At 72.5% G+C, this 15,050-nt stretch carries 10 protein-coding genes; 9 read left to right on the top strand and 1 reads right to left on the bottom strand.

The annotated features are described in order from the left end of the window. Positions 1-14: 14 nt before the first annotated feature. Together AC0680_RS24705 and AC0680_RS24700 are read left to right on the top strand one after the other, a co-directional pair. The gene (locus AC0680_RS24705) at positions 15-2,468 is read left to right on the top strand and encodes a SpoIIE family protein phosphatase (RefSeq protein ID WP_478632456.1); all 2,454 of its coding nucleotides are present in this window, start codon (positions 15-17) and stop codon (positions 2,466-2,468) included. Positions 2,469-2,637: 169 nt separating this feature from the next. Continuing rightward, positions 2,638-4,101, top strand: a complete 1,464-nt coding sequence (locus tag AC0680_RS24700) for a catalase (RefSeq protein ID WP_478632454.1) — start codon at positions 2,638-2,640, stop codon at positions 4,099-4,101. Between the two features lie 103 nt (positions 4,102-4,204). Here the strand turns inward: AC0680_RS24700 and AC0680_RS24695 are convergent, their stop codons facing one another. Further along, positions 4,205-6,490, bottom strand: coding sequence for a transglycosylase domain-containing protein (locus AC0680_RS24695; RefSeq protein WP_478632451.1), 2,286 nt, complete (start codon positions 6,488-6,490; stop codon positions 4,205-4,207). A gap of 309 nt (positions 6,491-6,799) precedes the next feature. On the opposite strand from AC0680_RS24695, the gene AC0680_RS24690 reads away from it, so the two are divergent. From AC0680_RS24690 to AC0680_RS24660, 7 genes are all read left to right on the top strand, one after another. Then, positions 6,800-7,771 (top strand): SPFH domain-containing protein, encoded by a 972-nt coding sequence (locus AC0680_RS24690; RefSeq protein WP_478632450.1) that lies wholly within the window; start codon positions 6,800-6,802, stop codon positions 7,769-7,771. 73 nt (positions 7,772-7,844) lie between these two features. Further along, a complete protein-coding gene (locus AC0680_RS24685; protein WP_478632447.1) occupies positions 7,845-8,123 on the top strand; it encodes a type II toxin-antitoxin system antitoxin in 279 nt (92 codons plus the stop codon). 178 nt (positions 8,124-8,301) lie between these two features. Beyond that, entirely contained in the window at positions 8,302-8,988 is a 687-nt protein-coding gene (locus tag AC0680_RS24680) for an ABC transporter ATP-binding protein (RefSeq protein WP_478632445.1), read from the top strand. Continuing rightward, positions 8,985-11,321, top strand: coding sequence for an FtsX-like permease family protein (locus tag AC0680_RS24675; RefSeq protein WP_478632443.1), 2,337 nt, complete (start codon positions 8,985-8,987; stop codon positions 11,319-11,321). The genes AC0680_RS24680 and AC0680_RS24675 overlap by 4 nt, the downstream gene beginning before the upstream one ends. A gap of 93 nt (positions 11,322-11,414) precedes the next feature. Next, positions 11,415-11,939 carry a PadR family transcriptional regulator gene (locus AC0680_RS24670; RefSeq protein ID WP_478632440.1) on the top strand — a complete coding sequence of 175 codons (525 nt, stop codon included), beginning with the start codon at positions 11,415-11,417 and terminating at the stop codon, positions 11,937-11,939. Further along, complete coding sequence (locus AC0680_RS24665; protein ID WP_478632437.1) at positions 11,936-12,625, top strand: ABC transporter ATP-binding protein; 690 nt, start codon at positions 11,936-11,938, stop codon at positions 12,623-12,625. Before AC0680_RS24670 ends, AC0680_RS24665 begins: the two co-directional genes overlap by 4 nt. Then, positions 12,622-15,042, top strand: coding sequence for an ABC transporter permease (locus AC0680_RS24660; protein ID WP_478632434.1), 2,421 nt, complete (start codon positions 12,622-12,624; stop codon positions 15,040-15,042). Before AC0680_RS24665 ends, AC0680_RS24660 begins: the two co-directional genes overlap by 4 nt. The last annotated feature ends 8 nt before the right edge of the window (positions 15,043-15,050 follow it).

Genomic DNA, 15,050 nt, shown 5'->3' with positions numbered 1-15,050 from the left:
ATGGAATCCCACGCGTGACGGAGCACCCCACCTCCCACGAATCGCGGCGGTCGGCCTCGACCGCCGCGCCCTCGGCGTCCCCTGCGCGGGGGCCGGGCGGGACGGCGCCGCTCGGCGCGGTCCCCGACCCGCGCAGCGCCCTGCAGCGGCCCGCCGCGACCGGCGTCAGCCCGGTGCCGGGCAGCGGCTTCGCGGTGCGCGGCGGTGACGACCTCGGCCTGTCCGGTGCCGCCGTCACGGCGTCGGCGGGTCCGCCGGCCGGCCGTGCCGGGAACTTCGGGCACGCCGACGACGAGCCGGTCGCGGACCATGGTGCGGCGCGGGACGGCGCCGCCATCCCGTACGGGGAGGCGTACGGCGACTCATACGGGGAGGTGGCCATGCCGGCGAGCGGGCGGGAAGGCGGCGCGCCGGACGCGGGGCGGGAGACGGCCCGGGCCGGGCGGCGGATGCAGGGCGCGGTGAACCGCGCCGGGGCACCCGAGTCGGGCGAGGAGCCGCACCACGGACAGCGTCCGCGGGAGAAGGGCGTCGGGCGGCCGCGCGAGGGCGGCGGCCCCGGTGGCGGTGGGCGGTCGCGGCCGCGCGACGGCGATCCGGCGCTGACGGCGGCCGGGGAGGTCGCCGGGCCGCAGGTACCGGCTCCCGCGGGCCCCCCGGAGAGTCTGCCGCCCGCTCCGCTGCCCCCGGCTCCCCCGGCGCGCTCGGCGCACCCGGGCGAGAGCGGTGAGGTGGCGGCGGCCCGGCAGGCGGGCGGCGACCGGCTGCGGTTCATCGGGGCGGCGACGCGGCGGATCGCCCGCGGCATAGACCTCGACGAGATCGTGCTCGGTCTGTGCCGGGCGACGGTGCCGACGTTCGCCGACGCGATCCTGGTCTATCTGCGCGATCCGCTGCCGGTGGGCGACGAGCGTCCGACCGGCCCGGTGGTGCTGCGGCTGCGGCGTACCGACCGGATTCCGGAGGAGCCGGACACCAACGGCGGCCGGCTGCCGATGCTGCCCGCGCAGCCCGATCTGGGGCCGGCGATGGGCGGCAGCGCCGCGGAGCTGGCGGAGGTGCGGCCCGGTGGTCCGCTGGCCGAGGTGCTGCGGGGCGTACGGCCGCTGTTCGGCGAGGCGCAGGCGGCGCGTACGGCGCTGCCCGAGCTGCTGGGGCCCGATCCGCGGCTGCCCGGCGGGCACCGGGTGATCCTGGCGCCGCTGCGCGGGCGGCGGCGGGTGATCGGTGCGGCGGTGTTCCTGCGGCGCCCGGACCGGCCGGCGTTCGAACCGGACGATCTGCTGGTGGCGGCGCAGCTGGCGACGCACACCGCGCTGGGTGTGGACAAGGCCGTGCTCTACGGCCGCGAGGCGTATATCGCCGACGCGCTGCAGCGCACGATGCTGCCCGATTCGCTGCCGCAGCCGACCGGGGTGCGGCTGGCCAGCCGCTATCTGCCGGCCGCCGAGACGGCCCGGGTGGGCGGCGACTGGTACGACGCGATCCCGCTGCCGGGCAGCCGGGTGGCGCTGGTGGTCGGCGACGTCATGGGGCACTCGATGACCTCGGCCGCGATCATGGGCCAGCTGCGGACCACCGCGCAGACCCTGGCGGGGTTGGACCTGCCGCCGCAGGAGGTGCTGCACCACCTCGACGAGCAGGCCCAGCGGCTGGGCACGGACCGGATGGCGACCTGCATGTACGCCGTCTACGACCCGGTGGCGCACCGGATCACCATCGCCAACGCGGGCCATCCGCCGCCGGTGATGCTGCACCGCGGCGGGCGCGCCGAGGTGCTGCGGGTGCCGTCGGGCGCGCCGATCGGCGTCGGCGGGGTGGACTTCGAGGCGGTGGAGCTGGACGCCCCGGCCGGTGCCACGCTGGTCCTGTACACCGACGGCCTGGTCGAGTCGCGGATCCGCGACGTGTGGACCGGTATCGAGCAGCTGCGGGAGCGGCTGGCGGAGACGGCGCGGCTGACGGGTCCCCATCCGCCGCCGCTGGAGCCGCTGTGCGACGAGGTGCTGGACATGCTGGGGCCCGGCGACCGCGATGACGACATCGCGCTGCTGGCCGCCCGGTTCGACGGGATCGCGCCGAGCGATGTCGCGTACTGGTATCTGGATCCGAAGGCGCAGACGGCGGGGCAGGCGCGCCGGCTGGCCCGGCGGGCGCTGGCGCGCTGGGGCCTGGAGGAGCTGACCGACCAGCTGGAGCTGCTGGTCAGCGAGGTGGTGACGAACGCGGTGCGGTACGCGGAGCGGCCGATCACGCTGCGGTTGCTGCGTACGGACGTGCTGCGCTGCGAGGTCGGCGACGATGTCCCGCAGCTGCCGCGACTGCGCCAGGCCCGGCCGTCGGACGAGGGCGGGCGGGGCCTGTACCTCGTCAACCGGATGGCCCGGCGCTGGGGCGCGACCCGTCTGAGCATGGGGAAGGTCGTCTGGTTCGAGCTGTCGATGCCGCCGGGGTCGGTGCGCCGCTGACGTCCGGCGGGCGCCCGCCCGCATCCCGCATGTTGGACCCCGTCTGAGACCGGACGGGGTCCAACTCTTGCCGACATGCCGTCGGAGGCGTTGACTGCTTGGGTGGGCAAAAGGGATCTACTGCACCTACCGCCCCGACACCCCAGTCGAATGGGAGGCATTTCCACCCATGACCAGCACCGCTCGCGACGTCCCGCGCACGACGACCAACGCCGGGGTCCCGGTGGAGAGCGACGAGCACTCGCTCACCGTCGGGCGCGACGGCCCGATCCTGCTGCACGACCACTACCTGATCGAGAAGATGGCCCAGTTCAACCGCGAGCGGGTCCCCGAGCGGGTGGTGCACGCCAAGGGCTCGGGCGCGTACGGCACCTTCGAGGTCACCAACGACGTCAGCCAGTTCACCAAGGCGATCGTCTTCCAGCCCGGCAAGAAGACCGAGATGCTGGCCCGCTTCTCGACCGTGGCCGGTGAGCAGGGCAGCCCGGACACCTGGCGCGACCCGCGCGGCTTCGCGCTCAAGTTCTACACGGAGGACGGCAACTACGACCTGGTCGGCAACAACACGCCGGTCTTCTTCGTCCGCGACACGATCAAGTTCCAGGACTTCATCCGCTCCCAGAAGCGGCGGCCGGACAACGGCCTGCGCGACAACGACATGCAGTGGGACTTCTGGACGCTGTCCCCGGAGTCCGCACACATGGTCACCTGGCTGATGGGCGACCGCGGCATCCCCAAGAGCTACCGCCACATGAACGGCTACGGCTCCCACACCTACATGTGGATCAACGACAGCGGTCAGCGGTTCTGGATCAAGTACCACTTCAAGACCGACCAGGGCATCGACTTCCTCACCCAGGAGGAGGCCGACCGCCTCGCCGGATCGGACCCCGACGCGCACCGGCGCGATCTGTACGAGGCGATCGAGGGCGGCAACCACCCCTCGTGGACGCTGTATGTGCAGGTCATGCCGTTCGAGGACGCGGCGGACTACCGCTTCAACCCGTTCGATCTGACCAAGGTGTGGCCGCACGGGGACTACCCGCTGATCGAGGTCGGCCGGATGACCCTCAACAAGAACCCGGACGACTTCTTCATCCACATCGAGCAGGCCGCGTTCGAACCCAGCAACCTCATCCCCGGCATCAGCGTCTCGCCGGACAAGATGCTGCTCGGCCGGATCTTCTCCTACCCGGACACCCACCGGTACCGCATCGGCCCCAACTACACCCAGCTGCCGCCGAACCGGCCGCACGTACCGGTGCACTCCTACGCCAAGGACGGCCCGATGCGCTTCGACCCCGCCCGGGTGAGCGCCCCGTACGCACCGAACTCCAAGGGCGGGCCGGCCGCCGACCCCGAGCGCTTCGACCCGGCCGCCGGCTGGGAGACCGCGGGCGAGATGGTCCGAGGCGCCTACTCGCTGCGCGCGGACGACGACGACTTCGGCCAGCCGGGCACGATGGTCCGCGAGGTGCTGGACGACGCCGCCCGCGACCGCCTGGTCGGCAATGTCTCCGGCCATCTGCGCAACGGCGTCAGCGCCCCGGTGCTGGAGCGAGCGCTGCAGTACTGGCGCAACATCGACAAGAACCTGGGCGACCGGATCGCCAAGAGGGTGAACGGAGGCTGAGGACGCCGCAAGCGCCGGCCCGAGCGCCCGCACACGCACCGCGGCCCCCGCCTCGATGGGCGGGGGCCGCGGTGTGTGCGCGCACGGCGTGCGGCGTCCGGCGTCAGTGGAAGCCGGGCAGGCTGTTGGGCTCGGTCCCGCCGGTGTCCTGCCCGGTGCCGCCGTCCGTCGTCCCGCCGTCGGTGGTGTCACCGCCGGTCGTGCCGCCGGTCGGCGGGCCGGACGAGGAGTCGCTCGGCGAGGGACGGCCGGTCGGCCGGCCCGACTCGGACTGCGACGGGCTGCTGGTCGGCGTCCGGGTCGGCGTCGGCGTACCGCTGGGCGTGCCGGACGGCGTCGGGGACGACGAGGGGGTGTTGCTCGGCGTGGGCGTGCTGGTCGGGGGCACCCCGGCGCCGAGGTCGGTGTCGAGGTCGAAGTCCGCACCGGTGTCGCCGCCGAGCACGGCCTCGTTGTACGCCGCCCACACCTGGGCCGGGTAGCCGCCGCCGTTGACCCGGCCGCCGCCTCCGGTGCCCTTGAGGGTGACCTGGGCGCCGCCCTTGGGCGACTCGCCGAACATGCCCACCGCGGTGACCAGCTTGGGCGTGTAGCCCACGAACCAGGCCGACTTGTTGTCGTCGGAGGTGCCGGTCTTGCCGACCGCGTGGTAGGCGGTGTTCTTCACGGCGGAGGTGGCCGTGCCGTCGTTGACCACGCCCGCGAGGACGGAGGTGATGGTGTCGGCGGTGTTGCGGCTGAGGACCTGTTCGCCGATCGGGTCCTTGAGCTGCTGTTCGGTGTCGACGCCGTCGACGGGGTGCACGGCCTTGGTCACCAGCGTCGGGGTGACCTTCTTGCCGTGGTTGTCGAGGGTGGCGTAGGCCGCGGCCATCTGGAGCGGGCTGGCGCCCATGGAGCCCAGCGTCATGGCGGGCCGGGCCTCCATCTTGGAGCCGTCCATGCCCAGGCTCACCGCGGTCTTCTTGACGTTCTCCAGCCCGACGTCCTGGCCCATCTGCGCGAAGACCGCGTTGACGGAGTTGTTGGTCGCCGTCTGGACGCTGATCTTGCCGTACTCGTGCTCGTCCTCGTTGGGCGGCGCGAAGGGGATGGCGCCGCCCACGACCGGGCGGCGGTTGCGGCCGTCGTAGATCGTGTCCGGGGTGATCGGCACGTTGTCCCGGGTGACCGCGTTGTTCTCCATCGCCGAGGCGAGGATCAGCGGCTTGAACGTGGACGCCGGCTGGTAGTCCGAGCGCGTGGCGTTGTTGGTGTAGTGCTTGGGGTAGCCCGCGCCGCCGTACATCGCCACGATGCGGCCGGTCTTGGGGTCCACCGAGGTGGCGCCGAGCTGGGCGTCCGCGTCGACCTTGCGGCTCTTGGGCTTGAGGTCGTCGGTCAGCTTGCGCTGTACGGCCTTCTCCAGCGCCTGCTGCTTGTCCTTCTCGATCCCGAGGGTGACCGTCCAGCCGCCGCGCTCGAACTGCTTCTCGTCGACGCCCTGGGCGTAGAGCTCCTTCTTGGCCTCGGCCACCAGGTAGCTGGTCTGGCCGGTCAGACCGGGCAGCGGCTTGGGGGGCTTGGGGACCTCGAACCGCTGCTTGGCGCGCTCCTCCTTGGAGAGCCAGTGCATCTCGACCATGTTGTCGAGGGTGTAGGCCCAGCGCTCCTTGACCCGCTTCTGGCCGTCCTTGGTCGCCAGGGTCCAGTCGTACTGGTTCGGCGCCTGGAGCAGCGAGGCGAGGTAGGCGCCCTCCGAGACGGTGAGCTTCTCGACGTCCTTGCGGTAGTAGGCCTGGGCGGCGGCCTGGATGCCGTAGGCGCCGCGGCCGTAGTAGCTGGTGTTGATGTAGCCGGCGAGGATCTTGTCCTTGCCCAGCTTGTTGTCCACCTTGAGCGAGATGACGATCTCCTGGAGCTTGCGGCTGACCGTCTGCTCCTGGCTCAGGTAGTAGTTCTTGACGTACTGCTGGGTGATCGTCGAGCCGCCCTGCTTGCCGCGGCCCAGCAGGGTGTTGAGGATGCCGCGTGCGGTGCCCTTCAGGTCGACGCCGGAGTCGTCGAAGAAGGTCTTGTTCTCCGCGGCGACGAAGGTGTACTGGACGTCCTTGGGTATCCGGTCGAGCGGGACGCTCTCGCGGTTGAGCTCGCCGACCCGGGCCATGACCTTGCCGTCGGAGTACTTGAAGACGTTGCTCTGCAGCTGTGCGTCCTTGTTGCCCTCGTCGGGCACCTCGACGTACAGGTACAGTCCGACGAAGCCGAGGATGCCCAGCAGGCACACCCCGAGGAACGTTCCGAGGATCTTCTTCCAGGTGAAGAGGCGGCGTATACCGGACTTCCTCTGTTTCGGTTTGGTCCGGCGGGCGCTCCCCTGTCGCGCCCTTCTCGCTTCCGCTCGGCCCATCGCTTCGACAACTCCAGTCGTTCCGCCCCCAGCTAACTCAGCTGTTGAAGCTAACACCGCATCTGTCAACAAATACTCATCGATCAAGGCTTTTCCTGGCGTGACAAACAGCACCCACGCCGACGGAACCTCGAGGTGGGTGTTCTGCGTCGCCCCCGCTTCACCTGCGGACTTACCGGCGACCGACCCCTTGCACACCGGTGGACACCCCGACCGTGCGGTGGTTAAAGTGATAGCACTTTGCTAGACCGGCGACATCACCGATTGCGGCGGACATCACGTGCCGCATCCGGAGGAACGGGGATCTTCATGACCGACCAGACAACAGCCGAGCCCACCATCGGCCCCGACGGCGAGCTCGCGGTGGACGCTCCCGAGATGCCGCGCCCGCAAGTCCGCGAGACCCCGGCGCACAGCATCCCGGGAGGCCTCGCCCTGCTGCTGACCGTGCTGGGGGTGGGGCTCGGCATCGCCGCGATCATCGCCGGCGGCGTCCTCGGCAACGCCGGTCACAACGCGGTCGGCGTGCCGCTGGTCATCGCCGGTGTCCTGGTGCTGCTCGGCTCCTTCTTCTGCATGACCGGCGTGAAGATGGTCGCGCCCGGCGAGGCCCGGGTCATCCAGCTCTTCGGCCGGTACGTCGGCACGATCCGCACCGACGGACTGCGCTGGGTCAACCCGCTGACCACCGCCCGCAAGATCTCCACCCGGGTGCGCAACCACGAGACCGCGGTCCTGAAGGTCAACGACGCCTACGGCAACCCGATCGAGCTGGCCTCGATCGTCGTCTGGCAGGTCGAGGACACCGCCCAGGCGCTGTTCGAGGTCGACGACTTCCTGGAGTTCGTCGCCACCCAGACCGAGGCGGCCGTCCGGCACATCGCGATCGAGTACCCCTATGACGCGCACGACGAGGACGCCCTGTCGCTGCGCGGCAACGCCGAGGAGATCACCGAGAAGCTCGCCCTGGAGCTGACCGCGCGGGTCCAGGCCGCCGGCGTACGGATCATCGAGTCCCGCTTCAGCCACCTCGCCTACGCCCCCGAGATCGCCTCCGCGATGCTCCAGCGCCAGCAGGCCGGTGCGGTGGTGGCGGCCCGCCAGCAGATCGTCGAGGGCGCGGTCGGCATGGTCGAGATGGCGCTGGACCGGATCAGCGAGCAGGGCATCGTCGAGCTGGACGAGGAGCGCAAGGCGGCCATGGTCAGCAATCTGATGGTGGTGCTCTGCGGCGACCGGGCCGCCCAGCCGGTCCTGAACACGGGCTCGCTCTACCAGTGAGCGGGCGAAGCGAGCGCACCGCCGAAAGGTGCGCACCGGGCGGATGTGAGGCCGGGCGAAGCGAGGCTTCGGCATGAGCGCCGACAGTCCCGAGGGGTCCGGCGCCGAGGGCGGGCGGACCCCCGCGCGGCGGCCGCAGCGGCGCAAACAGGTGCTGCTGCGGCTGGACCCGCTGATCCATGACGCGCTGGCCCGCTGGGCCGACGACGAGCTGCGCAGCGCCAACGCGCAGATCGAGTTCCTGCTGCGCAAGGCGCTGTCGGAGGCGGGGCGGCTGCCCCGGGGGGCGGGGGCGATCCCGCGACGCGGACGGCCGCCCAAGGCGCCGGAGCCGGACCCGCCCCAGGACTGAGCCCGGCACCGGCGCGCCGGACACCGCATCCGGCGGCCGCGCCCCTCCCCCGAAGGCCGCTCCCCACCACTGAACACCGCGTCTATACATCGTGCGTATACACCTCATGTAGAGTGCTCGGCATGCCCACAGGACACCCAGGGCGATGCCCCCTGCCCGCACTCCCGGAGGCCCGCGGATGACCCCGGCCGGTTCCCTGCTCGACGCCCGCGCGCTGCACAAGGCGTACGGCTCCACCCCCGCTCTCGACGGCGCGGACTTCTCCGTCCACCCGGGCGAGGTCGTCGCCGTCATGGGCCCCTCCGGCTCCGGCAAATCGACCCTGCTGCACTGCCTGGCCGGGATCATCGCCCCCGACTCCGGCACCGTCCACTACGGCGACCGCGAACTGACCGCCATGAACGACGCCCAACGCAGCGCCCTGCGCCGCACCGACTTCGGCTTCGTCTTCCAATTCGGCCAACTCGTACCGGAATTGACCGCCCTGGAGAACGTCGCACTCCCCCTGCGCCTGAACGGCACCAAACGCAAGGAAGCCGAACACCAGGCCCACACCTGGCTGGAGCGCCTGGAAGTCGACGACGTCCGCGACAAACGGCCCGGCGAGGTCTCCGGCGGACAGGGCCAGCGGGTCGCCGTCGCCCGGGCACTGGCCGGCACGCCCCGGGTGGTCTTCGCCGACGAGCCCACCGGCGCCCTGGACTCGCTCAACGGCGAGCGGGTGATGACCCTGTTGACCGAGGCCGCCCGCGACACCCGGGCCGCCGTCGTCCTGGTCACCCATGAGGCCCGGGTCGCCGCCTACTCCGACCGGGAGATCGTCGTCCGCGACGGCGTGGCCCGGGAGACGGCGGCCGCGGCATGAGGGCCCGCAGTCTTGCCATGGGTGTGCGCTTCGCGGCCGGCGGCGGCCGCGAGGGCTGGGTCCGTACGGTCCTGACGGCCATCGGGGTGGGGCTGGGGGTGATGCTGCTGCTCGGCGCCGCGTCGATCCCGCAGATCCTCGACGCCCGCCAGCAGCGCGGCGACGCCCGGGTGGCCGCCGCCGGCGAGCGGCCGATCGAGCGCTCCGCGTCGACCCTGCTCTACGCCGAGGCCCAGACGTCCTTCCGCGGCCGGCCGGTCAGGGGCGTGCTGCTGCGCCCCGACGGGCCCGGCGCCCCCACGCCCCCCGGCGTACGCGAACTGCCGCGCAACGGCGAGATGGTGGTCTCCCCCGCGCTCGCGGAGCTGCTCGCGGGGCCGGAGGGGAAGCTGTTGCGCGAGCGGCTGCGCTTCACCACCGCCGGCACCATCGGCGAGCCGGGCCTGGTCGGGCCGGGCGAGCTGGCGTACTACGCCGTCAGCGACGCCCTGACCGCCGAGCACGGCGCCTTCCGCATCGACGGCTTCGGAAGCCGGACGGAGCCCGAGGCGATGGATCCGGTACTGCTGGTACTGATCATCGTGGCCTGTGTGGTGCTGCTGATGCCGGTGGCCATCTTCATCGCCACCGCGGTCCGCTTCGGCGGCGAGCGGCGCGACCGGCGGCTGGCGGCGCTGCGGCTGATCGGCGCCGACACCCGGACGGTGCGCTGGACGGCCGCCGGGGAGGCACTGTTCGGCGCGGTCTGCGGACTGCTGCTGGGCACCGCGATGTTCCTGGCCGTACGGCAGGCGGCCGGCTCGGTCACGGTCTGGGACGTCAACGCCTTCCCCGGCGATCTGACGCCGGCCCCGGCCCTGGCGGCGCTGGTCGCCGTCGCCGTCCCGCTCTGCGCCGTCGGCGTCACCCTCTTCGCGCTGCGCGGGGTGGCCATCGAACCGCTGGGCGTGGTGCGCAACGGCGTCGGGCGGCGGCGCCGGCTGTGGTGGCGGCTGCCGCTGCCGCTCGTGGGCATCGCCGTACTGCTGTCCAACGGGCGGATCGGCGGCGTCGACACAGCGGTCGACCCGTATCTGATCGCGGGCGGCGCGGTGCTGGTGCTGTTCGGCATCACGCTGCTGCTGCCCTGGTTCGTCGAGGCGGTGGTGGGGCGCCTCACCGGCGGCCCGGTGCCCTGGCAGCTGGCCACCCGCCGGCTCCAGCTGGGCAGCGGAGCGGCGGCCCGCGCGGTCAGCGGCATCACCGTCGCGGTCGCCGGGGCCATCGCGCTGCAGCTGTTCTTCTCCGCGATCCAGCACGACTTCCTGAAGGTCACCGGGCAGGACCCCACCCGGGCGCAGCTGAGTGTGGCGCTGCCGTCCCACGACGTCGCCACGATCCGGAAGATGATCGGCGAGTTCCGCCGCACCGAGGGCGTACGCGGCGTCATCGCGACCATCGAGTCCTCCGCCTCCCGGCCCGGACCGGTGCGCAAGGGCGAGGACTTCGCCCCGACCACCCAGGTCACCGTCGGCGACTGCCCCACCCTGGGCGAGCTGGCGCACACCGGCTCCTGCAAGGACGGCGACGTCTTCGTCGTCAAGGACAGCAACGGCATGGTCGACAGCGACTACATCCTCCAGACCGCGCGGCCCGGCGCCCGGGTGCTGCTGAACCGGGACGTGCGCACCGGCGAACCCGGCGGCGCCCCGCGGCTGTGGACCATCCCGAAGTCCGCCCGCGTCGTCGACTCCCGCAAGGACCCCTCGGGCCAGATGGCCTTCGGCATCTTCGCGACCCCGGGCGCCCTGGACACCGCCGCGCTGGACGACCCGACGGCCCGCGCGATGGTGCGGACCGACCCGCGGGTCGCCGACGCCGCCGAGTACGTACGCAACACCGCCGCCCGGATCGACCCGCTGATGGCCGTCCACACGCTGCAGGACCTGGAGCGCGACAAGCAGTTCTCCAGTGTGCGCACCGGGCTGCTGATCGCCGCCACCGCGACGCTGGCACTGATCGCCGCCAGCATGCTGGTGACGACGCTGGAGCAGCTGCGCGAGCGGCGCCGGCTGCTGTCGGTGCTGGTGGCGTTCGGCACCCGGCGGGCGACGCTCGGCTGGTCGGTGCTGTGGCAGACCGCGGTCCCCGTCGCCCTGGGGCTCGCCCTGGCGCTGGCGGGCGGTGCCGGGCTGGGCGTGGCGCTGCTGAGGATGGCGGGGAAGTCGGCCTTCGACTGGTCGGTGGTCTGGCCGCTGCCCGCGGCCGGTGCCGCGCTCGTCGTGCTGGTCACCGTCCTCAGCCTGCCGCCGCTGTGGCGGATGATGCGCCCCGACGGGCTGCGGACGGAGTGACCGGCGTCCCGGGGCCCGCGTGACGGGTCCCGGGACCACCTCTATACAGCGTGCGTATACACCAGCGATACACCCACGAGTAAGGTGGTCGGCATGTCAATCGGTCATACGCTGCTGGGCCTCCTGGAGTCCGGCCCCCGCCATGGCTACGACCTCAAGCGGGCCTTCGACGAGCACTTCGGCCAGGACCGCCCGCTGCACTACGGGCAGGTCTACTCCACGATGTCCCGGCTGCTGAAGAACGGCCTGGTGGAGGTCGACGGCGTGGAGGCCGGTGCCGGCCCGGAGCGCAAGCGGTACGCGATCACCGACGCCGGTGTCACCGATGTCGCCCAGTGGCTGGCCCGTCCCGAGAAGCCCGAGCCGTATCTGCAGTCCACGCTCTACACCAAGGTCGTCCTGGCGCTGCTGACCGGCCGCGACGCCGCCGAGCTGCTGGACACCCAGCGCGCCGAACATCTGCGGCTGATGCGCGGGCTGACCGAGCGCAAGCGCGGCGGCGACCTCGCCGACCAGTTGATCTGCGACCACGCCCTGTTCCATCTCGAGGCCGATCTGCGCTGGCTGGAGCTGACCGCCGCCCGGCTCGGCAAGCTGGCGGAAGCGGTCCGCGCATGACGCCGGAGGGATCCCTGCTCGCGGCGGAGGGGCTGAGCAAGGCGTACGGCCCCACGCCCGCGCTGGACGGCGTGGAGTTCTCCGTCCACCCGGGCGAGGTCGTCGCCGTCATGGGCCCCTCCGGCTCCGGCAAATCGACCCTGCTGCACTGCCTGGCCGGGATCATCGCCCCCGACTCCGGCACCGTCCACTACGGCGACCGCGAACTGACCGCCATGAACGACGCCCAACGCAGCGCCCTGCGCCGCACCGACTTCGGCTTCGTCTTCCAATTCGGCCAACTCGTACCGGAATTGACCGCCCTGGAGAACGTCGCACTCCCCCTGCGCCTGAACGGCACCAAACGCAAGGAAGCCGAACACCAGGCCCACACCTGGCTGGAGCGCCTGGAAGTCGACGACGTCCGCGACAAACGGCCCGGCGAGGTCTCCGGCGGACAGGGCCAGCGGATCGCGGTCGCCCGCGCGCTGGTCAACCGGCCCCGGGTGGTCTTCGCCGACGAGCCCACCGGCGCCCTGGACTCGCTCAACGGCGAACGCGTCCTGACCCTGCTGACCGACGCCGCCCGCGACACCAGTGCCGCGGTCGTCCTGGTCACCCATGAGTCACGGGTCGCCGCCTACTCCGACCGGGAGATCGTCGTCCGCGACGGCAAGGTGAAGGACATGCTGGCGGGCTTGATATGAGCCTGCTGCGCTCCCCCGCCGACTCCGGCGGTGGGCGCGCGCGCACCGCGTCCGCGCCCACCGAGCCGCCCGCCGCCCCGCGCGGCGGCCCCGCCGTCTGGGCCCGCGACCTCCTCATGGGCATGCGGTTCGCGGCCGGCGGCGGCCGCGAGGGCTGGATCCGTACGGCGCTGACCGCGGCCGGCGTCGCCCTGGGCGTGGCCGTGCTGCTGCTCGGCTCGTCCGTTCCGGCCATGATGGACTCCTTCCACGGCCGGCAGCAGGACCGCGAGAACCTCGGCCAGCGCCATGAGCCCGGGCCCGCCGACAACACCCTGCGCTACACCTCGGTCGACACGACGTTCCGCGGTACACCGATCCGCGGCCGGCTGGTGCGCCCCGACGGCGCGCATCCGCCGCTGCCGCCCGGCGTCCGGCAACTGCCCGGGCCGGGCCGGATGCTGGTGTCCCCCGCCCTCAAGGAGCTGCTGGACTCCCCCGAGAACGCCCTGCTGCGCGAGCGGCTGCCCTACAAGATGGCCGGCACCATCGGCGACCGGGGCCTGCTCGGCCCGCAGGAGCTGACCTTCTTCGCGCAGAGCGCCACCCTGGCCGCGCCCGACGGCTACCGCATCGACCACTTCGGCAAGAGCTGGGATCCGACGCCGATGCAGGCGCCCGCCGTGCTGCTGGTGATCATGACGTGTGTGGCGCTGATGACGCCGGTGATGGTCTTCATCGGGACGTCCGTACGGTTCGGCAACGAGCGCCGCGAGCGTCGGCTGGCCGCGCTGCGCCTGGTCGGCGCCGATGTCCGCACCACTCGCCGGATCGCCTCCGGCGAGGCGCTGTTCGGGTCGCTGCTGGGACTGGCCGGCGGCACCGCGCTGTTCCTGGGCGGCCGCCAGTTCGCCTCGGTGATCACGCTGTGGGACATCAACGTCTTCCCCTCGGACCTGACGCCGGGCCCACTGGCCGCGGCCCTGATCGCACTGCTGGTCCCGGCGGCGGCGGTCCTGGTGACCCTCTTCGCCCAGCGCGCCGTCACCGTCGAGCCGCTGGGCGTCGTCCGCGACCGCCCGCCCGTGCGGCGCCGGCTGTGGTGGCGGCTCGCGCTGCCCGTGGTGGGCGCCGCGGCGCTGGTCCCGCTGGCCTGGGAGGAGCCCTGGAGCGGCACCCCGCTGAACACCTTCCGGCTCGCGGCCGGTGCGATGCTGCTGCTGTTCGGCGTCACCGCGCTGCTGCCCTGGCTGGTGGACGCGGTGGTCGGGCGGCTGCGCGGCGGCCCGGTCCCCTGGCAACTGGCCGTCCGCCGCCTGCAGGTGAGCAGCGGCTCGGCCACCCGCGCGGTAAGCGGGATCACCGTCGCGGTGGCCGGCGCGGTCGCGATCCACATGCTGATGACGGGGATGCAGGCCGGCTACGCCCGGGCCTACGCCGAGTCCGGCAAGCTCCCGCAGATCGGCCTGTGGGGCAACGGCGAGGACTGGCACCGGACCGAGCGGGCGCTGGCCGCGCTGGACGACACCCCCGGCGTGACCGCGGTCCGCGGCACCATCGACGCACTCGCCGGCCGGATGCCGGCCGCCGGCCGCCCCGCGCCGGACGCACCGCACTCCACGCTCGGCGTCGGCAGCTGCGCCGAACTGCGCAAACTGGCCCGCCTGGGGTCCTGCCGGGACGGCGATGTCTACGTCACCGACGCCCCGCACCGCGACGCCGCCGCACGGCCCGGCGCGACCCTCGACCTCAACGCCCCGTTCCTGAAGGACGATCCGGTGGCGCCGCGCCCCTGGAAGATCCCCCACGCCGCCCGCCCCGCCCGGCTGCTCGCGCCCGGACCCGGCCCCGACCGCCTCCGCTACGACCTGCTGATCACCCCGTCCGCGATCGACCTCACCCGGCTCAACGGCGGCACCATGGAACTGAAGGTCGACTTCGACCGCGCCACCCCGGACGCGGTGGAGCACATCCGCAACACCGCGGCCCGGATCGACCCGACGATGCATGAGTTCTCCGCGGTCGACAACCCGCACGACGAGCAGTACACCAGCGTCCGCGACGGCCTGTTCGTCGGCGCCGTGATCACCCTGCTGCTGATCGGCGCGGGCCTGATCATCTCCACCGTCGAGCAGCTCTACGAGCGGCGCCGCCTGCTGTCCGTCCTCGACGCGTACGGCACCCGCCGCGCCACCCTGGGCTGGTCGGTGCTGTGGCAGACGGCCATCCCGGTGGTGCTCGGCCTGGGCCTGGCACTGGGCTGCGGGCTGACGCTGGGCGCGCTGCTGCTGTCGATCATCGACAGCGCGGTGGTCGTGGACTGGCCGGGGGTCGGCGCGATGACCGGCATCGGCGGCGGTGTGATCCTCTTCGTGACGGCGCTGAGCCTGCCGCCCCTGTGGCGGATGATGCGGCCGGAGGGGCTGCGGACGGAGTGAGCGTGCCG

The sequence above is a fragment of the Streptomyces sp. NPDC043738 genome (genome assembly GCF_056436545.1).
The sequence above is the reverse complement of the archived record's forward strand: the minus strand, read 5'-3'. Positions and strand labels throughout refer to the sequence as shown.

What these genes read in the sequence shown, in the direction of transcription:
- AC0680_RS24700 (WP_478632454.1), top strand. Translation starts at nt 2,638, where the DNA reads ATGACCAGCACCGCTCGCGACGTCCCGCGCACGACGACCAACGCCGGG.
- AC0680_RS24695 (WP_478632451.1), bottom strand. Translation starts at nt 6,490, where the DNA reads ATGGGCCGAGCGGAAGCGAGAAGGGCGCGACAGGGGAGCGCCCGCCGG.
- AC0680_RS24690 (WP_478632450.1), top strand. Translation starts at nt 6,800, where the DNA reads ATGACCGACCAGACAACAGCCGAGCCCACCATCGGCCCCGACGGCGAG.
- AC0680_RS24685 (WP_478632447.1), top strand. Translation starts at nt 7,845, where the DNA reads ATGAGCGCCGACAGTCCCGAGGGGTCCGGCGCCGAGGGCGGGCGGACC.
- AC0680_RS24680 (WP_478632445.1), top strand. Translation starts at nt 8,302, where the DNA reads ATGACCCCGGCCGGTTCCCTGCTCGACGCCCGCGCGCTGCACAAGGCG.
- AC0680_RS24675 (WP_478632443.1), top strand. Translation starts at nt 8,985, where the DNA reads ATGAGGGCCCGCAGTCTTGCCATGGGTGTGCGCTTCGCGGCCGGCGGC.
- AC0680_RS24670 (WP_478632440.1), top strand. Translation starts at nt 11,415, where the DNA reads ATGTCAATCGGTCATACGCTGCTGGGCCTCCTGGAGTCCGGCCCCCGC.
- AC0680_RS24665 (WP_478632437.1), top strand. Translation starts at nt 11,936, where the DNA reads ATGACGCCGGAGGGATCCCTGCTCGCGGCGGAGGGGCTGAGCAAGGCG.
- AC0680_RS24660 (WP_478632434.1), top strand. Translation starts at nt 12,622, where the DNA reads ATGAGCCTGCTGCGCTCCCCCGCCGACTCCGGCGGTGGGCGCGCGCGC.